The organism is Pseudoalteromonas sp. 5Ae-yellow, from assembly GCF_014077565.1.
In the GTDB taxonomy this organism is placed as follows: Bacteria; Pseudomonadota; Gammaproteobacteria; order Enterobacterales; family Alteromonadaceae; genus Pseudoalteromonas.
The window spans coordinates 54,227-78,649 of sequence record NZ_JACGWD010000010.1 but is presented as its reverse complement, the minus strand read 5'-3'; the positions used below and the strand labels follow the sequence as shown (position 1 = coordinate 78,649).

General features: G+C 39.0%; 22 protein-coding genes and 1 pseudogene. 8 read left to right on the top strand and 15 right to left on the bottom strand.

Annotation, left to right across the window (positions count from 1 at the left end):
* Positions 1-126: 126 nt before the first annotated feature.
* The 4 genes and pseudogenes from H4J63_RS04885 to H4J63_RS04870 all read right to left on the bottom strand — a co-directional run.
* A pseudogene (locus H4J63_RS04885) lies at positions 127-363 on the bottom strand (transposase domain-containing protein); the annotation flags it as partial.
* 128 nt (positions 364-491) lie between these two features.
* A complete protein-coding gene (locus tag H4J63_RS04880) occupies positions 492-1,700 on the bottom strand; it encodes an ABC transporter permease (protein WP_182194891.1) in 1,209 nt (402 codons plus the stop codon).
* The gene (locus H4J63_RS04875; protein ID WP_182194889.1) at positions 1,693-2,481 is read right to left on the bottom strand and encodes an ABC transporter ATP-binding protein; all 789 of its coding nucleotides are present in this window, start codon (positions 2,479-2,481) and stop codon (positions 1,693-1,695) included. Before H4J63_RS04875 ends, H4J63_RS04880 begins: the two co-directional genes overlap by 8 nt.
* A complete protein-coding gene (locus H4J63_RS04870) occupies positions 2,478-3,290 on the bottom strand; it encodes a DUF3025 domain-containing protein (RefSeq protein ID WP_182194887.1) in 813 nt (270 codons plus the stop codon). The genes H4J63_RS04875 and H4J63_RS04870 overlap by 4 nt, the downstream gene beginning before the upstream one ends.
* Positions 3,291-3,403: 113 nt before the next feature.
* Between H4J63_RS04870 and H4J63_RS04865 the strand changes: the two genes are divergently transcribed.
* Positions 3,404-5,029 (top strand): M28 family metallopeptidase, encoded by a 1,626-nt coding sequence (locus tag H4J63_RS04865; RefSeq protein WP_024605569.1) that lies wholly within the window; start codon positions 3,404-3,406, stop codon positions 5,027-5,029.
* A gap of 120 nt (positions 5,030-5,149) precedes the next feature.
* Positions 5,150-6,319, top strand: a complete 1,170-nt coding sequence (locus H4J63_RS04860) for a putative manganese transporter (RefSeq protein WP_182194885.1) — start codon at positions 5,150-5,152, stop codon at positions 6,317-6,319.
* A 57-nt stretch (positions 6,320-6,376) separates the two neighbouring features.
* Here the strand turns inward: H4J63_RS04860 and H4J63_RS04855 are convergent, their stop codons facing one another.
* The 7 genes from H4J63_RS04855 to seqA all read right to left on the bottom strand — a co-directional run bounded on the left by H4J63_RS04855 (position 6,377) and on the right by seqA (position 14,622).
* Positions 6,377-6,742: a DUF805 domain-containing protein gene (locus H4J63_RS04855; RefSeq protein ID WP_182194883.1), complete on the bottom strand. Its 366-nt coding sequence runs from the start codon at positions 6,740-6,742 to the stop codon at positions 6,377-6,379.
* 416 nt (positions 6,743-7,158) lie between these two features.
* Positions 7,159-8,742 carry a dihydrolipoyllysine-residue acetyltransferase gene (locus H4J63_RS04850; RefSeq protein WP_182194880.1) on the bottom strand — a complete coding sequence of 528 codons (1,584 nt, stop codon included), beginning with the start codon at positions 8,740-8,742 and terminating at the stop codon, positions 7,159-7,161.
* A gap of 8 nt (positions 8,743-8,750) precedes the next feature.
* Positions 8,751-9,728, bottom strand: a complete 978-nt coding sequence (locus H4J63_RS04845; protein ID WP_170070841.1) for an alpha-ketoacid dehydrogenase subunit beta — start codon at positions 9,726-9,728, stop codon at positions 8,751-8,753.
* Complete coding sequence (locus tag H4J63_RS04840) at positions 9,728-10,942, bottom strand: thiamine pyrophosphate-dependent dehydrogenase E1 component subunit alpha (RefSeq protein ID WP_182194878.1); 1,215 nt, start codon at positions 10,940-10,942, stop codon at positions 9,728-9,730. Before H4J63_RS04840 ends, H4J63_RS04845 begins: the two co-directional genes overlap by 1 nt.
* 261 nt (positions 10,943-11,203) lie before the next feature.
* Complete coding sequence (gene astE, locus H4J63_RS04835) at positions 11,204-12,259, bottom strand: succinylglutamate desuccinylase (protein WP_182194875.1); 1,056 nt, start codon at positions 12,257-12,259, stop codon at positions 11,204-11,206.
* Between the two features lie 119 nt (positions 12,260-12,378).
* Complete coding sequence (pgm, locus tag H4J63_RS04830; RefSeq protein WP_024605564.1) at positions 12,379-14,016, bottom strand: phosphoglucomutase (alpha-D-glucose-1,6-bisphosphate-dependent); 1,638 nt, start codon at positions 14,014-14,016, stop codon at positions 12,379-12,381.
* A gap of 9 nt (positions 14,017-14,025) precedes the next feature.
* The gene (gene seqA / locus H4J63_RS04825; protein WP_024605563.1) at positions 14,026-14,622 is read right to left on the bottom strand and encodes a replication initiation negative regulator SeqA; all 597 of its coding nucleotides are present in this window, start codon (positions 14,620-14,622) and stop codon (positions 14,026-14,028) included.
* A 220-nt stretch (positions 14,623-14,842) separates the two neighbouring features.
* Between seqA and H4J63_RS04820 the strand changes: the two genes are divergently transcribed.
* The 5 genes from H4J63_RS04820 to fur all read left to right on the top strand — a co-directional run bounded on the left by H4J63_RS04820 (position 14,843) and on the right by fur (position 17,380).
* The gene (locus H4J63_RS04820) at positions 14,843-15,610 is read left to right on the top strand and encodes an alpha/beta fold hydrolase (protein ID WP_024605562.1); all 768 of its coding nucleotides are present in this window, start codon (positions 14,843-14,845) and stop codon (positions 15,608-15,610) included.
* A 95-nt stretch (positions 15,611-15,705) separates the two neighbouring features.
* Positions 15,706-15,927: a DUF2788 domain-containing protein gene (locus tag H4J63_RS04815; RefSeq protein ID WP_002962930.1), complete on the top strand. Its 222-nt coding sequence runs from the start codon at positions 15,706-15,708 to the stop codon at positions 15,925-15,927.
* A gap of 2 nt (positions 15,928-15,929) precedes the next feature.
* On the top strand, positions 15,930-16,208 hold the full coding sequence (gene ybfE, locus H4J63_RS04810; protein ID WP_002962928.1) for a LexA regulated protein: 279 nt from the start codon (positions 15,930-15,932) through the stop codon (positions 16,206-16,208).
* A 14-nt stretch (positions 16,209-16,222) separates the two neighbouring features.
* Positions 16,223-16,750: a flavodoxin FldA gene (gene fldA, locus H4J63_RS04805; RefSeq protein ID WP_007586856.1), complete on the top strand. Its 528-nt coding sequence runs from the start codon at positions 16,223-16,225 to the stop codon at positions 16,748-16,750.
* 186 nt (positions 16,751-16,936) lie between these two features.
* A complete protein-coding gene (fur, locus tag H4J63_RS04800; RefSeq protein ID WP_007586857.1) occupies positions 16,937-17,380 on the top strand; it encodes a ferric iron uptake transcriptional regulator in 444 nt (147 codons plus the stop codon).
* 308 nt (positions 17,381-17,688) lie between these two features.
* Here the strand turns inward: fur and glnS are convergent, their stop codons facing one another.
* Positions 17,689-19,347: a glutamine--tRNA ligase gene (glnS, locus tag H4J63_RS04795; RefSeq protein ID WP_024604823.1), complete on the bottom strand. Its 1,659-nt coding sequence runs from the start codon at positions 19,345-19,347 to the stop codon at positions 17,689-17,691.
* A 218-nt stretch (positions 19,348-19,565) separates the two neighbouring features.
* Between glnS and H4J63_RS04790 the strand changes: the two genes are divergently transcribed.
* On the top strand, positions 19,566-20,636 hold the full coding sequence (locus H4J63_RS04790) for a DUF3083 family protein (protein WP_024604822.1): 1,071 nt from the start codon (positions 19,566-19,568) through the stop codon (positions 20,634-20,636).
* Between the two features lie 59 nt (positions 20,637-20,695).
* Here the strand turns inward: H4J63_RS04790 and sucD are convergent, their stop codons facing one another.
* The 3 genes from sucD to odhB form a co-directional block, all read right to left on the bottom strand.
* Entirely contained in the window at positions 20,696-21,568 is an 873-nt protein-coding gene (gene sucD / locus H4J63_RS04785; RefSeq protein WP_024599573.1) for a succinate--CoA ligase subunit alpha, read from the bottom strand.
* Positions 21,568-22,734, bottom strand: a complete 1,167-nt coding sequence (gene sucC / locus H4J63_RS04780; RefSeq protein WP_024599574.1) for an ADP-forming succinate--CoA ligase subunit beta — start codon at positions 22,732-22,734, stop codon at positions 21,568-21,570. The genes sucD and sucC overlap by 1 nt, the downstream gene beginning before the upstream one ends.
* A 177-nt stretch (positions 22,735-22,911) precedes the next feature.
* Positions 22,912-24,423 (bottom strand): 2-oxoglutarate dehydrogenase complex dihydrolipoyllysine-residue succinyltransferase, encoded by a 1,512-nt coding sequence (odhB, locus tag H4J63_RS04775; protein WP_182194872.1) that lies wholly within the window; start codon positions 24,421-24,423, stop codon positions 22,912-22,914.

Genomic DNA, 24,423 nt, shown 5'->3' with positions numbered 1-24,423 from the left:
CAGCAAAAGCTGCTGCCACTGTGCGCTTGTTCTGTAAGTTTTCATCACCTGCTCCGAATTTATCATTGAGCAGGTATTTTTAGATAATCAGAACATCGATGCTAGGTGTGGTTCGCTAGACGCTTACCGGTCAACAATGTCGAGCATATTAACGACATCGGCCATGGATTTGTCATTATAAATAACCATACCGATCAACAACCAAGCCATCGATTCTAGGGTTAGTTTTCTTTTTCGTAGTGTAACGGTTTCGGTCAGTGCATAGGCTTCTTCGATAAGAGATAAAGGGAGTAAATCTGCGAGTGTTTCAACGTCATTAGGTTTGATGTTGTTGATAATATCGAGAGCATTAGAAAGTTGCATAAAAAATCCGAATTCTACAAAAGAATTCGGATTCTTACATACCTAGAAGATCGTTCAAGTGCTATTAACTATTTCTTAAATGATCGGCATTAATCACTAAAGTGATGCTTTTTATTACCAATAAATTCTTATCTAAATAATACATCTTCTCGGTTAAACCATTTAACGCAAAATGCCAGTAGCCCTGCAGCAATGATTGCTGTTGCTAAAAATATTAAGCCTACAAAGGTGTAATCAACAGTCCCTTTTACTATTTCTTTAATTGCTAATGCTACGTTTGTAACAGGAATGAATGCTGTTTTAGCAGTAAGCTCCATATTAGGCATAACGGAAATTATAATTGGAAAAAATACCACCATGCTTAATGGTGTCATGTAATTTTGCGCTTCTTTAAACGAACGCGCATAGATTGATATAGCCAGTGCTAATGATGAAAAAATAGCTGCAATTGGCAACAGTAATACAAAAATCATCAGCAAGTCTGTAATACCTAATGTACTAAACGCGGCTTTAATAAAATCTAGATCTGCAAATGCTAATGCTAGTGCTATCCAGCACCCCATACTAATTACGGTGATGGTAGTAGATGCGATTGAAGTAGTGAGTAGAGTAATAAATTTACCTAATACTAGCTCTGTACGAGTAATAGGGGTAAGTAATAACGTTTCTAGAGTACCACGCTCTTTTTCACCGGCGCCTAAATCAATTGCTGGGTAGGTTGCACCCATTAATACAAGAGGGATAAGTAAATAAGGTAAAAAGCCACCCATTTTCTCGCCTAAGTTTTCACGCTTATCTGCGGTATCAACTTTTATTACATCAACTGGATTTAACAGCGCTGCGTGAGCTGACATATCAATACCAAAGCTAATTAATTGTTCTTTTTGTAAGTTGTCGCTGTATTCTTTTGCGAGCTCTTTTACACGTTCAAATAAGAAGTTAATTGATTTTGAATCGTTAAATACCACTTGCCATTTACTTTGCTTTTCGTCTCTTAACGTTTGTTTGGCATCACTGGGTAAATAGATACCCATATCGATATCACCAGCAATAACACCCGCTTTAAGCTCTTCAATAGTATTGAACGTTTTGCTTCCTTCATACAGCTCAAAACTTTTGTGGTAAAACACCTTATCAGTAAATTCTTGTGCGTACTCACCATTAACAATTACGTATGTATTTACTTTTTGATCAGCATCAAGCGCAGCTTGTGAGCTTATAAATGCAACCACAGCAAATAACAACGGAAAAACAACAATCGGGAAAACAACTACGAACAATAAGGTTTTTTTGTCGCGAAGGAGTTCTCTTAATTCCTTTTTAAATACCTCAAACATCATGTTTCTCCGTTAATATGTTCATAAACGCTTGGTTAAGCTCATCACTATTACCTGCTTGTTTAAACTCTTCTACTGTTCCGTCAAAACAGCTAATACCTTCGTTAATTACAGCGACTCGGTCGCACAAAAGAGCAACTTCATCTAGATGATGGGTTGAGAAAATAACAGGCGTCCCTTGCGCCTTTAAACCTTTGATAAATTTAATAACGGTTTGTGTTGTCATTATATCAAGGCCCGTTGTTGGCTCATCAAGTACAACAACTGCTGGGCGATGAACAACTGCACGCGCTATATTTGCTTTTTGCTTCATACCTGTTGAAAGGTTTTCTGCCCGTTTATCTACAAATTTATGCATATCAAGCAATGTAAATAGCTCATCACAACGCGATGCTATATCGCTTTTGTTCATGCCATGAAGCTTTGCAAAATACTCTATGTTTTCTTTTACAGTTAAGCGGCCATACAAACCCGTAGAGCCTGATAAAAACCCAATAGTCTTACGCCCTAGTAGCGGTTTTTTTACAATATCGTTTCCGGCAATCGTTATTGAGCCTTCATCGGGCTTTAACGCGGTTGAAATCATTCTCAGTGTCGTCGTTTTTCCCGCACCATTTGGGCCGAGTAATCCAAGCACCTCACCTTTAGCGCAACTAAAACTAACGTCTCGTACTGAGTGAAAGTAGTCTTTATCTTCACGAGGATCGATGTCGTCTATTTTATTTTTTTTGTGATCTTTAGTTAGCTTAAATTTCTTTTTAAGCCCAGCAACTTCTATCATGTTCGCATCCTTCGTTTCGCTCTAAAATAATCTGTATTGTTGTAAAAAGAGTCGTCTTTGTTTTCGTCATGCCAACCTGGCACACCTAATAAAGGCAGTGGTGAAAGCTTTTTGTTATCGGCTAAGCAGTTATCTGTATTAATCATCTCATAAAGGGCTTGGTCAAGGTACTTGTATTGAGTTACTAAATCTTTACAAAACATTTCATTAGGTACACAAACAAATAACGCTTTACCCGTTAAACCTATATAAGGCTTTGTTAGCATTTCATAATTAGCATGACCAAACATAAAAGGTTTTATTGTTTTACCCCACTCATGTTTGAGTTCAACGAATGCAGTTTTCCATTGGTGATCGCAAAGCCACTGCTGCCATTTACTCTCACTTATAGCTAATACAACGCCACATTCATCAAAAAGCGTTAGTGCATTACGATGCTTAGTACGCTGTTGCAGCCCATGCTCAGCTATATCTTGCACATGTCTATGGTTTATTAACGCTTTGGTTTTTGGAAATAAACACCATATAAACCCACCAAATAAGTCATGCCAATTTTTACTTCGTGTAGGTACAACACCCGTTTCAAAAATTACTTGCTCGTAATACCGCTCGCCAAAGTCTACCTTTGCATCATCTTCAAAAGTAATAGGAATATTATTCTCATTAATAGCAGTTAAAAATGGAGAAAACCACTGCGGCGCCGGCCAATCTGTTAGTTCGTTAACTTTAAATAGCTCACGTAAATGCGCAAATGCACCTGTTTCTAAACTACTGATTTGCCACTGCTCGGGGGGAGTAAAACGCTTCATTTAAACCTTTAACAATTTATGCCTATAATTTACGAGAAGTTTACCGCAAAAACTGGTTCTGCTTAATAGAAGTTAATATACTAATCACAACTTAAAACAAAAAAAGAGCTGACATGAAACATTATTTCTCTCTCACACTCCTCGCTACTGCTGTTTTAGCAGGTTGCGCAACAACAAGTATTACCCCGACTGATGTAACAAATGGTTATAACAGTATTCAAGCTGATGAACTGGCTAAACATGTAAAAGTACTCGCATCGGATGAGTTTGGTGGCCGTGCTCCTTCATCACCTGGCGAAAAGCTAACGCTTGATTATTTAACTGCGCAGTTTAAAGCTTTAGGTTTAAAACCAGGTAATGGCGACAGTTACTTACAAGAAGTGCCATTGGTTTCTTTAGAAGCTGATTCGAACATGGTGCTTAGTATTGGTGGTAAAGACTATCAATATAAAAAAGATATGGTTATGGGTAGCAGCCGCATTAGCGCACAAGAAGGCATAGAAAATTCTGAACTTGTTTTTGTGGGCTACGGCGTTAATGCACCTGAATACAATTGGAATGACTACGAAGGGTTAGACGTTAAGGGCAAAACGGTTGTAATGCTGGTTAACGATCCGGGCTTTGCAACAAAAGACCCTGCTTTATTTACTGGCGACGCGATGACCTATTATGGTCGTTGGACATACAAATATGAAGAAGCAAGTCGACAAGGTGCAGCTGGCGCAATTATTATTCATGAAACAGCACCTGCGTCATATCCATGGTCAGTAGTTGAAAACTCTTGGAGCGGTGAGCAGTTTGGTTTTCAAAAAGAAAACAACAATATGGATCGTGTAGCTGTTGAAGGCTGGGTTACAACTGACGTAGCAAAAGAGCTTTTCACTAAAGCAGGATTAGATTTCGATACTGCGAAAGAAAACGCAGCTAAAGGTGCTTACCATGTTGATATGGGCGATTTAACTGCTTCTGTTAATGTTAAAAATACGATTAAAAAATCAGTGTCGTATAACTTTATCGCTACGTTACCAGGAAGCGAGCAACCAGATGAGCATGTTATTTACTCGGCGCATTGGGATCACTTAGGTACAGATAAAACACGTAAAGGCGATCAAATTTACAACGGTGCTCACGACAACGCAACGGGTACAGCTGGGCTTATTGAAGTAGCTGAAGCCTTTACTAAATTACCTAAGCATCCTAGCCGCTCAATGACATTTTTAGCGGTAACTGCTGAAGAGCAAGGCTTACTAGGTTCTAAATACTATGCAGCTAACCCAGTGATTGCAGCTAATAAAACAGTCGCTAACATAAACATGGATAGCTTAAATTTATTAGGCAAAGTAAAAGACATGAATGTGGTTGGTATTGGCAAGTCACAAATGGATGAGTTTTTAGCAACTGCAGCTAAAGAGCAAGGCAGAACAATATCAGGCGATCCTAAACCATCATCTGGTGGCTATTACCGCTCTGATCACTTTGCATTTGCTAATATGGGGATTCCAGCCATGTACGCAGGTGGCGGCACAGTCGCAGCTGACGAAGAGACAGCTAATTACCGTAAACGCATGAGTTTAGTACTTCGCGGTTGTTATCATCAACCATGTGATCGTTACCGTGACGAATGGGATTTATCGGGTGCTGTTCAAGACTTACAATTGTTTTATAAAGTAGGCTTTGATATTTCGGAGCAAGAGCAATGGCCAACGTGGAATGCAAACTCAGAATTTCAACGTAAGTAGCATTGGTTTAACATCGAAAAACTCAAAGAGAGTAATCGATTTAAATAGATGCAAATGATATTGATTATCATTTAATTAAAATATACAGTGTTACTAAGTTTATTTAATTGGTAACACTGTATGATTTTACTCTCTCAAATAGGATTTATTACGCCCGCTTGTAAACGCTTTGTTAGCCAAAATAAACGTTTATTATTACCACTTTTTTTGCTGGTATGCTTAGCTGTGCCATCACTTCGTGAAATTACAATAACAGCACTAAGCGATGCTTTTTTTCAAGTTAGCGTATTTGTTGCTGCTACATTATTAATTTATTACTACGCCATAGAGCATTTACCTCAATTAGAGCTTAGTTATTTAAGTGCTAAATCGCCGGTATTAGAAATATTTTTTGCTGCCGTTTTAGGTGCCCTTCCTGGATGTGGTGGTGCAATAATAGTGGTTACCCAGTTTACAAAAGGCCAAGCAAGTTTTGGGGCTATTGTTGCTGTTTTAACAGCTACAATGGGAGATGCCGCATTTTTACTCCTTGCCACTCGCCCTACTGAAGGTTTAACCATAATGGCCATTGGCTTAGTAGTAGGCACGCTTTGTGGTGTTATAGTAAACGCCCTTCATGCAAAAGACTTTTTACGCCCAACAAAGCAAGAACAAAAACACCAAGTTAAAGTATTGCCAACTAGTATAATTAAAATAAGCAAACCCGTTTGGATGTTCGCTATTATTCCAAGCCTCATTATTGCTTTTTTAATTGCATTTAATGTCGACTTTGATCAATTTGGAAAATACACAGGCACAAGTATTAGTATTTTTGGTGCTGCAATGGCGTTATTTACTGTCACTATATGGGCGTATTCTTCTAAAGGTGAAAGCTATAAAGAAGTAACCTCAGAAGACGATGAATGTAATCCACCTTCTAAAATTATTAAAGTACTTCAAGACACACACTTTGTGACCGCATGGGTAGTGGCATCGTTTATGTTGTTTGAGATTTTAGTAAATATTGCAGGGCTTGATTTAAAAAACTGGTTTGCACATTATGCTTATTTAGCGCCACTTATTGCTGTAGTGATTGGTTTTTTACCAGGTTGTGGTCCGCAAATAATTGTTACTACGTTATATATTCAGGGGATCATTCCATTTAGCGCATTAACTGCTAATGCAATATCTAATGATGGTGATGCGTTATTTCCTGCAATTGCAATGGCACCTAAAGCGGCTGTAATTGCGACTGTGTATACATCTATTCCTGCTTTGGCCGTTGGCTACGGCCTTTACTTTTTAAGCTAAAATAGCCAAACACAAAAAAGCTCAGCAATTGCTGAGCTTTTAATATTAAGTTATTTTTTATACCGTAGCTGGCTCTGCAGCTAGCTCTTTCGGATTTGGGCCATAATCGTTCTCGCCTTCATGTGAGTTTTGTGCAAGAAAAACAATTAAAACAATCCAACCAATTACTGGCACTAACCAAAGTAACTGCCACCAGCCTGAGCGGCCTGTGTCGTGTAAACGACGTGCGCCAGCACTCAAACTCGGTATCAATAGTGCTAAACTATAAATATTGCTGATAATATAAAAGCCAATTAATTCATCAACGAATGAAAGTGCTATAGAGATTAAGGTATTAATCAATACAAACATCCAATATGCTTTACGACGATTACGGCCTGAAAAATCGGCGTAGCTGCGAAGCGCGTTCATATAATGTTCCATGAAATTTCCTTAGTGTTATTTTTTATATTCCCTAACGGGGTTAACTTTATTACTTTTTAGTAACACTTGTATCTTAAATAAAAACAGGCTCTTTTAAAACAAAAAACCAGCAAATTGCTGGTTTTTTATTAGGGCGTGTTGACCTTTGCGGATTGAAATTTGTTCAAGCTAGGGGCGATTAAATCGCGGCGCGAGGTTTGTAACCTAGTGGTCTAAGTAAAAACCGAGCAACAAAGAGTTTATCGCCCCTAGGCAGAACTTGAAGGGCAGCGCATGTTTGGCATTTATACTGCGTTATCACCTATTTATGGGGAGTAACCACACTTCATAGGCTCTGCCTTGCCTAAAAACCAAACATACTGCTGCAAATTCAACCATCAAAGATCTACACGACCTAGGTTTAAACAATTATATTATTAACTCATTGCCATCATCATTGCCGATGGATTTTCTAAGTACCATTTCCATAGGTTATTAAAGCGAGCAATAGTGCCGCCATCAATAACACGATGATCGCCAGACCAACTTACTTGCATTATCGCTTTACTCACAACCTGCCCACTTTCGTCAAAACGTGGTAGATGCTGTATTTTACCAAGCGCTACAATAGCCACTTCTGGTTTATTAATTATAGGAGTCGCAATAGTGCCGCCAATTGCACCAATGTTAGAAATGCTAATAGTCCCTCCTTTTAAATCATCAGGTGCAACACGTCCTTCTCTAGCTGACTCGGTCAATCGAGTTAAATCATTAGCTACATCAACAATGCTCTTACTCTGACACGATTTAATATTAGGCACTAACAAGCCAATTTTTGAATCAACTGCAATACCAATATTATGATCGTTATAATAGGTAAGCTCTGAGCAATCATCATTCACTTTTGAATTAAGTACAGGGTACTCTTTTATTGCTAGCGAGAGTGCTTTTACAAAAAATGGCATCATGGTGAGCTTTACGCCTTGTGCTTTGTACTGCTCTTTTAAGGAGCTGCGCAAAGCTATAAGCTGGGTTAAGTCTATTTCATCACTAAACGTAAAGTGCGGAATAGTTGAAACCGATGCCACCATTTGCTTGGCCATGGCCGCTTTAATGCCTTTAATTTGCTCTACTCGTACACCACCGCTTTGATTCTGTGTTTGGTTTTGTACTGCACTTTGAGAAGCATCGCTATTAAGCGGTGAAGTATCAATAGTATTTGGCACTTCGCCTTTTACAAACTCTTCAATATCTTGCTTATAAATACGTCCATTTTTACCACTGCCTGGTACGCACGTTAAATCAACATCTAGTTCACGTGCTTTACGACGAACTGCAGGCGACGCAACCGCTTTTTGATTGATAACCTTTGCAGCTTGTTGCGTTTCAACTGGTGCTGTTTTTTCAACTACAGCATTAGTTTGAGCCTTTACGACCGCTTGGTTTATATCAACATTTGGCTTTACTGCACTGCCTGCAATTGTCATTTGAAACAACGGGCTATGTACTTTGGCTATTTCGCCTTTTTGATAATATAACTTTTGTACAGTGCCTGTATATTTTGCCGGAATTTGTACTAATGCTTTGTCGGTCATTACGTCACAAACCGCTTGGTCTTCTTCTATTTCGTCGCCTTCAGCAACTAACCAATCAACAATCTCACACTCAACAATACCTTCACCAATATCCGGTAATATAAAATCCTCAACCACATCAGCTGCATCATTAGTTTTATTTTCAGCTTGTACTGGCTCTTGTACTACTTCATTGCTAATGCTTTCACCGGCTACATCCATAGCGAATAAAGGGGCATGTACTTTAGCAATCTCACCTTTTAGATAATATAACTTTGAAATTACGCCATCATGCACTGCCGGAATTTGTACTAATGCTTTGTCTGTCATAACATCGCAGATTGGTTGATCCTCAGATACGGTATCGCCTTCTTGTACTAGCCATTCAACTACTTCGCATTCAACAATGCCTTCACCAATATCGGGTAATATAAAATCTTTAGCCATGGTAACCCCTAAAAATCCATTGATTGTTTAATTGCAGCCAACACTTTTAGTGCATCCGGTACGTATTCTTTTTCAAGTGCCAGCGGGTATGGGGTATCTAGACCACATACACGTAAAATTGGCGACTCTAAATGCAAGAAACACTCTTGTTGTATTGTTGCTGCTATCTCTGCACCAAAGCCATTGGTTATAGGCGCTTCATGACTCACGATTAAACGGCCGGTTTTAGTAACCGATTTAGCAATCGTTTCAACATCCCAAGGTAAAATACTACGAAGGTCAATTACTTCACAGCTTATACCTTGCTCGCTTGCTTGCTTTGCTGCATCTTCAATAATTTCCATTTGAGCACCCCACGCTAAAAGCGTAATATCACTACCCTCTAGTACTACTTCAGCCGTGCCTAATTCAATACTATAATCTTCTTCTGGCACTTCGCCAATTGATGCACGATATAAACGCTTAGGCTCAAAAAATATGACCGGGTTATCGTCTTTAATTGATGCACGTAATAATCCTTTAGCTTGATAAGGGTTACGCGGTACAACTACTTTCAAACCTGGTGTGTGCGCAAAATACGCTTCGGGTGATTGTGAATGGTACAAACCACCGGCAATGCCACCGCCGTAGGGCGTACGAATAGTTAAGTTACCGACATTAAATTCATTACCACTGCGATAACGAAACTTAGCGGCTTCATTTACTATTTGATCAAACGCTGGAAAAATATAATCAGCAAATTGAATTTCTGCTAATGCAGGCGCACCAAAAGCCGCTAAACCATTAGCAAAACCTAAAATACCTTGCTCGGTTAAAGGCGTATTAAAAACACGATGTTTACCGTACTTCTCTTGCAAGCCAGATGTTGCTCTAAATACACCACCGAAGTAACCAACATCTTCACCAAAAATACAGGCTTGAGGGTGTTCATTCATCGTAATATCGAGAGCAGAGTTAATTGCGTGGAGCATGTTCATTTTAGCCATTACTTAATTCTCCCTGCGGTTACTGGGTAAGCATCTGGATGCTGTTTTATATGTTCTTTTAGTTGCTCGTACTGGCGTTGCAATAATGGAATTGGTGTATCGTAAACGTCAGATACCAGTTCTTCTAAAGCGGGCTTCGCAACAACTTCAGCACGTTTAAGCGCTGCTAAAATTTCTTCACGAATCGACTCTTTTGCTTTTAAATCGTCTTCTTCGTTTAACCAGTCTTGCTTGACCAGCCATTTTCTAAATTTATCAATAGGACACGTTTGATGATTCGCTTCTTCATCTTTAGAACGATAACCACTTGGATCGTCTGACGTAGAATGCGCTCCTAAACGATAAGCAATCGATTCAATAAGTACAGGCTCACCTTGTGTTGAAGCTATTTCGCGTGCTTTTTTAGTCGCCGCATAAACAGCAAGTGCATCTGTGCCATCAACACGAATTGTTTTAATACCATAACCCACACCACGCGATGCAATACCGTCGCCTTTAAACTGCTCATCAGCAGGGGTAGATATGGCATAACCGTTATTACGTGCAAAAAATATAACCGGCGCTCTGTGAACCGCTGCCATATTTAAACCGGCATGAAAGTCACCTTCAGATGCAGCACCTTCACCAAAATAACAAATGGTTACATTATCAATTGTGCTGGAAAGCTCGCCTGTTTTAGTGTCGATGTGCTTTATTTTTTGGCCATATGCATAACCTGTTGCCTGTGGTATTTGCGTACCCAATGGCGATGAAATCGTCATGTAGTTTAGCGCTTTAGACCCATAATGAATTGGCATTTGGCGACCTTTACCTAAATCCAATTCATTTGAGAACATTTGGTTCATAAATTGATCGAGCGTAAAACCACGATAATGCAGTGCTGCTTGTTCACGATATTGCGCCATGATCATATCGTCTTGCTCAAGTGCAGCAGCAGAGGCTGTAACTGCGGCTTCTTCGCCTAGGCATTGCATATAAAAACTAACACGACCTTGGCGCTGCGCGCCTTGCATACGTTCATCTAACAAACGTATAAAACGCATTGTTTCATATAACTTAATAGCGGTATGTTTTGAAATATCAGGTGCGGTTGCACTAGGATGAATGTCGCCGTCCTCAGTTAAAATACTAAGGGTTGGAATATTAAGTGCTTGGCCATCAATAAATTCAAGCTCGTGGTTAATATTCAGCGATACGTTATTTGGATTACTCATAACCTACCTTCTTTTGTTGTCGGTAAAACAGTGCCCCTTTAAATTATTATTGTGGGTGATTGTTGCTGGTTAAACTTTGCAACATCTGCACTATCTTTAATTAAAGCTGCCAACACTTTACGTTAACGTAAAGTGTTATTCAACACATCTGGGACGAAACAAAAGCAAATACAGGTTAAATAAGTGGCAAGTTAACGATACGATTACTTTAATTAATAGTAATCATATAGTTAACTTGAAGCCACCAGTGGTCTGATGAGTTTAATTAGACGAAATTGCTTCAATATTCATTGGAATAACGGTAAGCAATGCTCTTTGGCCTAATGCTACGCTCGCATTTGGAAATATAATAGCCTCTCCTTCAACGTCAGCGTAAATCGCTGTATCACCGTCGGTTGCAAGTAGTTCACCTTTCGCAAAGCCAGTAAAGTTCTCAGCATCATCAGAAAAAGGGAAACTAAAATCATCCTGCGTTCTATTAATTGTGCGGTGCACTGCAAATAACTCAAACTCACTTGCATTAAAACCAGGGTATTTAACTTCATTTTGGCTAATTAATGCAGTTAATGTTTGCTTTGTTTTTTCAAAGCGGGTCATATCATTTTGGCCAAATGGCTTAACCTGACCCAGCTCGACCGTAAACGAGTCTGCACCATGAACGAACGACGAATAATAGCTAAATGTTGTTGCGGGAGATTTCATCATAAGTACGGTATTTACACCACAACTCAATAAAAATTGTAACTGAGACTTTTTCCAAGGCTTACCATGTAAAAATGGATACACAGCAAATTTTTCGTTTTTAGAGCCTCTAATTGCAGTGTGTAAGTCGTAGTGACACCGGCTACTGCCTTGCTCGCCACGCGTATAAAAATCGCTTACGTATTGCTCAAGCTTTGCAGCACGGGTACGCTCATTATTCATTGGTACACCTTCAACTGTATGGTGACCATTAAATAATCTATTTAAGTTTTCTTCTACAAAACGCAGGCCAATATTAATTGATTGTGGATTACCATAAATAAACAAAGCGCGCTGCTTAAGTATCAACTCGCCTTTTATAATTTGTTTAATAAGTGCATCACAAATTTCAATTGGCGCAGTTTCGTTACCGTGTACGGCGCTTGAATAAACTACATCTTTTGACGTTGTAACAGCAGGTTGAAACTCGATTACACCGGTATCGTGTATATTTACACGAGTTCCATTATCTAAAACAAACTCACCTGCATCTAAATGCCATTCGTTATTGCAACTAAGCGTTAAAAAATCGCCAGTGTGTTTTAATTCATTTAAGTAAGATGGATTGGCTGACATATAATAAGCCCTTAAAAAATAATGTGAGAGTAGACTCTTATGAATATATTTTTATATACACAAGGTATAGAAACGAAAACGGCTGAATAAATCAGCCGTTTTAAAATTATTAGATTAAGTTAGCTTATAACTGAATCTACAAGCTTTTTAGCTTCTTTTTCAAGTAATGCTAAATGCTCTTCACCTTTAAATGATTCAAGGTATATTTTATAAATATCTTCGGTACCTGATGGACGCGCTGCAAACCAGCCGTTCTCAGTTACCACTTTTAAACCACCAATGGCGGCATCATTACCTGGTGCATGAGTCAATTTTTGCAAAATAGGCTCGCCAGCAAGTGTATCTGCTTTAACATCAGAAGCACTCAATGCTTTTAAACGTGCTTTTTGACCGCTTGTGGCTGGTGCATCTAGGCGTTTATAAATTGGAGAACCAAACTCTTGTTCTAATTCTTTATAAAGCACTGATGGCGTTTTACCTGTCACAGCCAAAATCTCTGCGGCTAATAGACCCATAATGAAGCCATCTTTATCTGTACACCATACAGAGCCATCAAAACGTAGGAATGCAGCACCTGCGCTTTCTTCGCCACCAAAGGCAAGCTTGCCTTTGCTTAAGCCTTCAACAAACCATTTAAAGCCTACTGGTACTTCTTTAACCTTACGGTTGTTCCGAGCAGCGACTTTGTCGATCATAGAGCTAGAAACCAATGTTTTGCCAATTTCTACGGTTTCATTCCAATCACGGTGTTTAAGTAAGTAATCGATTGCCACTGCTAAAAAGTGGTTTGGATTCATTAAGCCATCTGGCGTTACAATACCGTGACGATCGTAGTCAGGGTCATTACCAATAGACACATCAAAATCATCTTTTAGTGCAATAAGATTTGCCATTGAATAAGGTGATGAACAATCCATACGAATTTTGCCGTCTTTATCAAGTGGCATAAAAGCAAAACGTGGATCAACAACATCATTAACTACGGTTAAATCTAAATTATATTTTTTTGCAATGACTGGCCAAAAATTAATACCTGAACCACCTAGTGGATCGATACCAATTTTAATACCTGCATCGCTGATTGCTTTTAAATTAACGATATTTGCTAAGTCATCAATATAAGGAGTCATTAAATCTTCGTAGCGGATAAAGCCCGAACGCGATGCTTTAGCGAATGGGAATAACTCAACTTCAACTAAATCTTCTAATAAAAGTTGATTAGCTCTGTCTTCAATCCACTTAGTTACGTCGGTATCAGCTGGTCCGCCATTAGGTGGATTGTATTTAAAGCCACCATCTTCAGGAGGGTTATGCGAAGGCGTAACAACAATCCCGTCAGCTAATTCATTTGGGTGTAGTTTATTGTGGCTCACTATAGCGTGGCTGATAACTGGCGTTGGTGTAAAATCACCGTCTTCTTGCGTTATCACTTGTACTTCGTTAGCAACTAATACTTCAATAGCCGAGTTAAATGCGGCTTCACTCAATGCGTGTGTGTCTTTGCCTAAAAATAACGGACCAAATATGTCATTTTGTTTTCTGTAATCACAAATAGCTTGAGTAATGGCTAAAATATGAGACTCGTTAAATTTAACATCGTAAGAACAACCTCGATGTCCTGAAGTGCCAAAGGCAACACAATGATCTGGATTTTGTTCAAGATCAGGTTCGTTTAAGTAGTACGCAGATACTAATTTAGGTACGTTAACCAATGCCGATTGTGGAGCAGTTTTGCCTGCGCCTGAATGAATAGCCATTATATTTCCTTACAGGTAATCGCGAATTTTTTCAGCTTGCTCAGCACTATATCCAAGGCAAAGAGCAACTTCATGAAGCATCATTTTTTTACGTGTTGTATTAGAATTAGTCATAACCCAATATTCACTATCGGTTATGTTCTTAGGGTTCATACTACTCCCGCTGTTTACTAAAGCTTCTTTACTAGTAGCAAAGTAAACACGGTCACGGCCTTTTATATCTAATACAGCCGAAAAATCAGTTTTATGTGTGCGGTAAAATGCACTTAAAATAAACAAAAAGCGTCCAACAACGCCCTTTTGCATTGCCAGCTCTTCTTTATTTAATACATTAAAAACATTATCGCTTTTTTGCTTCACTGGTGCGTGAGCTAAAGGCGTTTGTTTTTTTGAAGTCTCAGCAGCAGATGGCTCTGAGCTTTTTAATGTGGCGGTAGACGTAGTCGCAGTTTGATTGTTTTGAGTTAGTTCTACGTTTGCGGTTTGAATTTTTTCGCCGCTCAGATTTAATAAACGACGTAAAATAGTGGATGCACTTTCACCAATACTTTGAGTATTGCTTGCAATATATTGATATAACTCGTCGTCTATGTCGATTTGTTTCATGTTCTTCCTGTCATTACGGGTCACATTTTTTTCTCCCGTGTGATTATACCCAAACCAATCAGAAATGCGAGTTACAACAAGCACTCCCGTAAACATATTAATATTTACCTAATTGTTGTTGATTTAAAGCCCAAAAGCCCAATTTAATAAATAGTCGCTGTATTTTTTGCTTTTTAGAGCAATGCTCGGCAAACTATGGCGAAATTTTCAGGAGGCGGGTATGCAGTTAAATTACAGGCAACAAGGGCAAGGTCCTAATGTTATTTTGATACATGGGCTTTTTGGATCATTAGAAAACCTAAATGTAATCGCAAAACCATTAAGTGAACACTTTAATGTTATTAACGTTGATTTACGCAACCACGGACTTTCACCGCATAGCAGCGAAATGAACTACCCGGCAATGGCTCAAGATATTGTTGAGTTATTGGCAGATTTGAACATAGATAAAGCACATTTAGTTGGGCATTCTATGGGTGGTAAAGTGGCAATGGAATTAGCACTTACACATCCTGAACTTGTAAATAAGCTTGTTGTACTTGATATAGCACCTGTTAGTTACCCTGCTCGCCACACAAAAATATTACAAGCATTAAAAGCGGTTTCAGCGCAGTCAATAGATGATAGAAAGCAAGCTGATGTAATTATGCAACCTTATATAGAAGAACTGGGAGTGCGACAGTTTCTACTTAAAAGTCTCGCTAAAAATGAGGAAGGTCATTTTGCATGGCGGTTTAACTTAAATGTGCTTGACGAAAAATATTCTACTATCACATCCAATGTTAATGAAAATAATTCTTGTTTATGCGATACTCTTTTCATTAAAGGTAATGATTCTGACTATATTTTGCCCGAGCATCGTACTGCAATTAAAGCTCGCTTTAAAAATACCAAGGCTAAAATAATTCATGGCGCAGGCCATTGGCTTCATGCTCAAAAGCCACTTGCTGTAAATAAAGCGATAAACGACTTTTTAACTGCGGTTTAAAGCAATTTTAATCGCGTGTTTTTGATTTTGCGCACTAAATATATGAATAATTATATGCTATAGTACGCGCCGTTTAATTTAAAGGTTATACGTTGATGGTCAGTCAATTAATTAACGAATTTGATACCCTAGGGTTGTATTTTGGCTTAGCCGGTATTTTCATATTCATCGGCATGGCAATTAAAGACGTACTAAAAAGTGGCAATGTGCCTAAGTTCGGACAATACATTGTCTGGGGCGTGCTCTTTTTAGGTTGTTCGGGCTTTATTGCTAAAGGGCTGATTCAAGTATTTTGGCAAGGCGCAGGTGTAGGTTAAGCATGGCGAAGTCAGAAACAGATAGAACTACACTCGATTTATTTGAATACGAAAAACGCCCAGGCAGACCTAAAACCAATCCCCTTTCACGGGATATGCAGTTAAAGGTAAATAAACGTAATCAAATAAAAAGAGATAAAGCACGTGGTTTAAAGCGTGTTGAATTTAAAGTTTCATCGCAGTTATATCAAGCATTGAGTGATATGGCAGATGCACAAAATATTAGCCGCAGTGCGCTGATTGAAACAATTTTACAAGAAAGATTGGCTATTGATACATAAAAGGTTTTAAATCCATGGCAAGTGTAGGCATTTTTTTCGGAAGTGACACAGGTAACACAGAACACGTAGCAAAAATGATCCAAAAAGAATTGGGTAAAAAGCTAGTGGCTGTTCATGATATTGCAAAAAGCTCTAAAGAAGAGATTGCTGAATTTGATTTGATCTTATTCGGTATCCCTACTTGGTACTACGGCGAAGCACAATGTGACTGGGATGATTTTTTTCCAGAGCTCGAAGAAGTAGACTTTGAAGGTAAACTTGTCGCTATTTTTGGTTGTGGAGACCAAGAAGATTACGCTGAGTACTTTTTAGATGCTATGGGCATGATCAACGATATCGTTACTGAGCGTGGCGCTATTGTGGTTGGTCATTGGCCGAGCGAAAGCTATGATTTTGAAGCATCTAAAGGCATGGCTGATGATAAGCACTTTGTAGGTTTAGGTATCGACGAAGACCGCCAACCAGAGCTTACAGAACAACGTGTTAAAGCATGGTCTGCCCAAGTATATGAAGAAATGTGTTTGAGTGAGCTAGCTGACTAATTTACAACATATATCGCTAACTGTTTAAATAATTATCAAACAGTTAGCGTTTTAAGCTTTAGTGGCAATATAAATCAATTGTTCTTTGCACTTAACGCTTAGGCACGTTATCCTGTTTGTTGCTAATGTGTCGTGTACATCTTTGCAAGATGTCTAGTATAACCAAATAAAATTGAGACAGATTTAATGACTGATCATAACTTGGAACTTAAAAAAGCCGGTTTAAAAGTAACTTTACCGCGTATTAAAATATTAGAGATTTTACAATCTCCAGATAACCAACACATCAGCGCTGAAGATGTTTACAAAATTCTTTTGGATTTAGGCGAAGAAATTGGTCTTGCAACTGTATACCGCGTACTTAACCAATTTGATGATGCGGGTATTGTAAGCCGTCATCACTTTGAAGGTGGCAAATCAGTATTTGAACTTTCTGGAAGCACACACCACGATCATTTAGTGTGTTTGAAATGTGGCAAAGTGGTAGAGTTTGAAGATGAGATGATTGAACGTCGTCAACTTGAAATTTCTGAAGAAAATGGTATTACACTTACAAACCACTCTTTATATTTATACGGTGAGTGTAATGATAAAGCAGCGTGTAAAGAATTTAGCGACGCTAACAGCTAATACCGCTTTTAAAAAGCAATAAAAAACCTGCTGAGTGCAGGTTTTTTTGTGTCTAAAATACGCTTGTAATAAACATACCCAGTAAAAACTGGGGATATTAAACCTGAACTCTGGTTAAGAGATTTACCAACGTATTGAATCATGGTGATATTTAAATTTATTTTCTCTAGCCAGAGATTTTAAGTGAAAACAAGGCGAATTCACGCGTCAATAGCTGGCCTATTGCAAGTAAATTCAACGCAGTTAGCGCTGAAAATAGTTGCTCGAGATAGATTTATTATCCAGAGTTCAGGTTTTTTAGATATTACTTATTGAGTTTTAGACCATGAATCGCGAAGACCCACTGTTTGGTTAAATACAACGTTCTCTGATTTAGAATCACGAGAGAAATAACCTGTACGCTCAAACTGAAAGCCCTGCTCTGCTTGTGAATTGGCAAGCGATGGCTCTAATTTAGCGTTTGATAAAACAACCAGTGACTCAGGATTTAATGTTGTTTCAAATTCCTCTGCAGCTGCTGGGTTTGGCACACTAAACAAACGATCGTATAAACGAACTTCTGCCGTAATACACTCTGGTGCTGAAACCCAATGAATAACACCTTTTACTTTACGTCCGTCACTTGGATTTTTACCAAGTGTTTGAGCATCGTAAGTACAGAAAATAGTTGTGATTTCGCCGTTTTCGTCTTTTTCAACACGCTGTGCTTTAATAACATAAGCGCCACGTAAGCGTACTTCTTTATCAAGCACTAAACGTTTAAACTTGTTATTCGCTTCTTCTTTAAAGTCTTCTCGTTCTATATAGATTTCACGAGTAAATGGTACATCACGGCGACCCATTTCTTCTTTATTTGGGTGATTGGCCACAGATAAAACCTCAACCTTGTCTGCATCGTAGTTTTCAATAACAACTTTAACAGGATCGAGTACGGCCATTACACGCGGTGCATTTTCGTTTAAATCTTCACGGATACACGCTTCAAGCATGCCCATTTCAACCATATTCTCTTGCTTTGTTACACCAATGCGCAAACAAAACTCACGAATTGAGCCAGGTGTATAACCACGGCGACGTAAACCTGCAATTGTAGGCATGCGTGGGTCATCCCACCCTTCTACATGGTTATTTACCACTAAATCGCTTAGCTTGCGCTTAGACATAATTGTGTATTCAAGATTTAAACGTGAAAACTCAATTTGCTGTGGGTGACACTCTAAACTAATGTTATCAAGTACCCAGTCGTATAAACGACGGTTATCTTGAAACTCTAATGTACATAATGAATGTGTAATACCTTCAAGCGCATCAGAAATACAGTGCGTAAAGTCATACATTGGGTAAATGCACCACTTGTCTGCTGTTTGATGATGATGAGCAAAACGTACACGGTAAATAATTGGATCGCGAAGCACCATAAATGAGCTTGCCATATCAATTTTAGCACGCAAGACACATTCACCTTCTTTGAATTCGCCAGCACGCATTTTTTCAAATAACGCTAGGTTTTCTTCAACTGAAGTATCTCTGTATGGGCTGTTTTTACCTGGCTCTTTTAATGTGCCACGATATTCACGTGCTTGATCTGCTGTTAAAAAACAAACGTAGGCTAAACCTTTTTCAATTAACTCAACAGCGTAGCCATATAAAGTATCAAAATAATTAGAAGAATACTTTATATCACCATCCCAATTGAAACCTAACCACTGAACATCTTCTTTTATAGAATTAACGTAGTTAATATCTTCTTTTTCTGGGTTTGTATCGTCGAAACGTAGGTTACATAAACCGTTATAATCTTTTGCGATACCAAAATTTAAACAAATTGATTTGGCATGACCAATATGCAAAAAGCCATTTGGTTCAGGTGGGAAACGTGTATGCGTAGTGGCATGTTTTCCACTTGATAAGTCTTCATCAATTCGGGTTCTAATAAAGTTACTTGGGCGATTCTCAGTTTCCGCCATAGGAGTGCAGTCCTCTAAATATTACGTAATAACAAAACTAATGCATTATTACAAAAACATACACTAACATACAGCAATAGATTAAGGTTTATTTTAGATATTACTTAACTTTAATTCAGCTTAACTCTTGTTTATGAATAAAATTTGTTTTAGCGCAATATTTAAGTCATCAAAGCCAATTATAGTAGCAAAATAACCTACTTTATAAGGATTCGAAGATGGCTACACTTAATCAACATCGTGTATATATTCCAACTAACGCACGCGCAAACCACTACCTTTTAGCAGAAGTCACCCCTAATCAGGATTTTTACAAAAGCTTTAGTAATATAAATTGTTGCTATGAACGTGTTGCGCGCCAACTGTTTGCTTCTTGCGATGAGTATGAGCTTCATAATGTGCACTTATTAGCGAATGATAAATTGCCCGTTGTAAGGTTTAATGATGAGTCTTATCAGTTTGAGACAGATAAACAGATGCTCTTTTTTTATAACCCTTGCTATCATGAAGCGCATAAGATTTATTACACTGAAGGTACACAGAGTAAAAAAATACGTATTCTATTTTTAGCTACAGGCGATGATTTACGAGCCAACTCTGCAGAATTTCATAATAAAGTTCAAAAAGTCTTAAACACTCTACAAGAACAACTTTTAGTAAATCAATCCCAGTTTAAACTTCGCGATCATCAACACTTAACATATGACCTATTTGCTAAAGAAAAAGGCAATAAGGAAAGCTATGGTTACAAATTAAGAAGCCTTTTCCCTCGCTATCAGTCAAGACAATGCAGCATACCCGATGAACACGCAGAGATGACTTACGCGACTTTTACTATACCGGTTTCGCGCGCTATTAAAACGCAATTTCAAACACTAATGAACACAAATGACTATGCTAAATTTTATGACTACTTTGCCTACTCATTTATACGTGCGTGTCAAAATAACAACCTGAATCATGGCGCTATGGTTGCTAATGGCGCAACACCTATTATACGAAACAGTAAAATTGATAAAAGTGAAGGCAATGCAGAACTTCAAAAATTAAGTTTTGATATTGACTCTAATGAAAATCAGATTAAGTATTTTTATGAGGCAAATAAACTAGTAGAGACCCTACATTTTGTAGTGGTTGCTACGCAACAGGATAAACATGAAATGGGGTACGGTCGATTTATGAACCAAGTGGAAAAAACAATTCATTCTCTGTGCAATGAGCTAGCCATAAATAAGCAGCGACAAGATTTATCTGTACGTTTTTTCCAACATATCAGTTACCCGTTCTAAATTTTCAGCTAATAACAAAAAGGCCCGCATATGCGGGCCTTTTTAAAGGAAACAAGCGATTACCAGCCTGTTTTCTCTTTAAGTGCTTTACCGATATCAGCAAGTGAACGTACAGTTTTTACGCCCGCAGCTTCTAATGCAGCAAATTTCTCATCAGCAGTACCTTTACCACCGGCAATGATTGCGCCAGCGTGACCCATACGCTTACCTTCTGGTGCAGTAACACCAGCAATGTAAGATACTACAGGTTTAGTTACGTTTGCTTTGATGTACTCTGCAGCTTCTTCTTCTGCAGTACCACCAATTTCACCAATCATTACGATTGCTTCAGTTTGTGGATCTTTTTCAAACATTTCTAGAACGTCGATAAAGTTAGTACCTGGAATTGGATCACCACCAATACCAACACACGTAGACTGACCAAAACCAGCATCAGTAGTTTGCTTAACTGCTTCGTACGTTAAAGTACCAGAGCGAGAAACAATACCTACTTTACCTGGTTTGTGGATATGACCAGGCATGATACCAATCTTAGTCTCACCAGGAGTGATAACACCTGGACAGTTAGGACCGATCATACGAGTACCTGTTTGATCTAGTTTGATTTTAACATCAACCATATCAAGTGTAGGGATACCTTCAGTGATACAAACAATGAGCTCGATGCCAGCATCGATAGCTTCTAAGATTGCATCTTTACAGAAAGGAGCTGGTACGTAGATAACTGAAGCAGTTGCGCCAGTTTCTTGAACAGCATCACGAACTGTGTTGAATACAGGAAGACCAAGGTGCGTTTGACCGCCTTTACCCGGGCTAACACCACCAACCATTTGTGTACCGTACTCAAGCGCTTGCTCTGAGTGGAAAGTACCTTGGCCACCAGTGAAACCTTGACAGATAACTTTTGTATCTTTATTGATTAATACAGACATTATTTGCCCTCCGCAGCAGCAACAACTTTCTCAGCAGCGTCTGTTAGTGATTCAGCAGCAATGATATCTAGACCAGAGTTCTTAAGAACTTCACGACCTAATTCAGCATTAGTACCTTCTAAACGTACAACAACTGGTACGGTTACGCCAACTTCTTTAACTGCACCAATGATGCCTTCAGCAATCATGTCACAACGTACAATACCGCCAAAGATGTTTACTAAAACAGCTTTAACATTGTCGTCAGAAAGAATGATTTTGAATGCTTCAGAAACACGTTCTTTAGTCGCGCCGCCGCCAACATCTAGGAAGTTAGCCGGTTTGCCGCCATGTAGGTTTACGATGTCCATAGTACCCATCGCTAGGCCTGCACCGTTAACCATACAACCAACATTGCCATCTAGAGCAACGTAGTTAAGTTCGAAGCTTGCTGCGTGTGCTTCACGTGCATCTTCTTGAGATGGATCGTGGAACTCACGGATTTTAGGTTGACGGTAAAGTGCATTACCATCGATACCGATTTTGCCGTCAAGACAGTGAAGATTACCTTCGTCTGTGATTACTAACGGGTTGATTTCAAGTAGTGCGAAATCAAAATCAGTGAACATTTTACCAAGACCCATAAAGATCTTAACAAACTGCTTCATTTGTACTGGGTTAAGACCCAATTTGAAGCCTAGCTCACGTGCTTGGAAAGCCTGTGGACCCACTAGTGGATCGATTTCAGCTTTGTGGATAAGCTCAGGTGTTTCTTCTGCAACAGTTTCAATTTCAACGCCGCCTTCAGTAGACGCCATGAAAACTACTTTGCGAGATGCACGGTCAACTACTGCACCTAGGTACAATTCGTTAGCAATGTCAGTACAGCTTTCAACTAAAATTTTAGCTACTGGCTGACCTTTCTCGTCTGTTTGGTAAGTAACTAGGTTTTTACCCAACCAGTTAGCTGCAAACGCTTTTACTTCGTCGATAGTTTTAACTAGCTTTACACCGCCAGCTTTACCACGTCCACCTGCGTGAACCTGAGTTTTAACAACCCACATATCACCGCCGATTTTTTCAGCAGCTGCTGCAGCTTCTTCAGGTGTATCGCAAGCGAAACCTTGAGAAACTGGTAAACCATATTCGGCAAAAAGTTGTTTTGCCTGATACTCATGCAAATTCATGATGCTTTATCCAATTTTTTATACTAAAAGAGCTGAATATTTTTTCAAATAAACAACTATCCCAAATTGCGCACCTAGTATAGATCCCAAGGCTTAACATGAAAACCCCAGTAAGACCAAAGGCGCAAAAAAAAAGCTGTGAATGTTCATTCACAGCTTACATTTCATACAACTAGATTAAACATCTAGCAATAAGCGAGTTGGATCTTCAAGCAACTCTTTAATAGTCACTAAGAAACCAACAGATTCTTTACCATCAATGATGCGGTGGTCATAAGAAAGTGCTAAATACATCATAGGAAGTATTTCAACTTTACCATTTACAGCCATAGGACGGTCTTGGATTTTATGCATACCCAAAATCGAAGATTGTGGCAAGTTAATGATAGGTGTAGATAGTAATGAACCAAATACTCCACCGTTAGTAATAGTGAAGTTACCACCGGTCATATCAGCAAGCGTAAGCTTACCATCACGACCTTTAAGTGCTAACTCACGAATACCTTTTTCGATTTCAGCAACAGATAGTTTGTCACAATCTTTAAGTACTGGAGTAACTAGACCACGTGGAGTAGATACTGCAATGCTGATATCAAAATAGTTATGGTAGACAATATCGTCACCATCGATTGATGCGTTAACATCTGGGAAACGCTTAAGTGCTTCAGTTACCGCTTTCACGTAGAAAGACATGAAACCTAAACGAATCCCATGACGCTTTTCAAACACTTCTTGGTACTGCTTACGAAGGCTCATGATTGGTTCCATGTTCACTTCGTTGAATGTTGTTAACATTGCAGTTGAGTTTTTAGCTTCAAGAAGACGTGTTGCAATCGTTTTACGTAAACGGGTCATAGGAACACGTTTTTGAGTACGATCGCCCATCGGTGCTGCTGGAGCAGAAGCTTCTGCTTTTTTAGGCGCTGGCGCTTTTAAGAAAGTATCAACGTCTTCTTTAGTTACACGACCATTTTTACCCGTGCCATTAATCTTAGAAGCGTCTAAGCCTTTCTCTGCGATTAAACGACGAACTGATGGTGTTAACACATCTGAACTTTCGCTTGAATCTGCTGCTGGCGCTGAGTCTGCTTTTGCAGCTGGAGCCGCTGGTGCACCGCCTGCTTTAACCGAACCAATTACTTGCTCGCCTAATACAGTATCGCCTTCGCCGTGAATGATATCACCCATGATGCCATCTTCTTGAGCTACTACTTCAAGAACAACTTTATCTGTTTCAATATCTACCAAGTTTTGGTCGCGTGTTACCGCGTCACCTGGTTGTACATGCCATGTAGCAATTGTTGCGTCTGCAACTGATTCTGGAAGTACAGGTACTTTAATGTCCACTTCTTTACCTTCTGATGCTGGTGCTGATTGCGCCGCTGGCGCGTCTTCTGATTTAGCTGGTGCTGATTCTTCTTTAGTTGAACCTTCACTTGCTGGCGCTGCATCAGCATCACCAAGTAAACCCATAACTTGATCGCCAAGTACGGTTGCACCTTCTTCTTGTGATATTTCTGTAATTACACCGTCGTGCTGTGCAACCACTTCTAAAACCACTTTATCTGTTTCAATGTCTACTAAGTTTTGATCGCGAGTTACTTTGTCGCCAACACTTACATGCCATGTAGCAACGGTAGCATCTGCAACCGACTCAGGAAGAACAGGAACTTTAATTTCTGTGCTCAT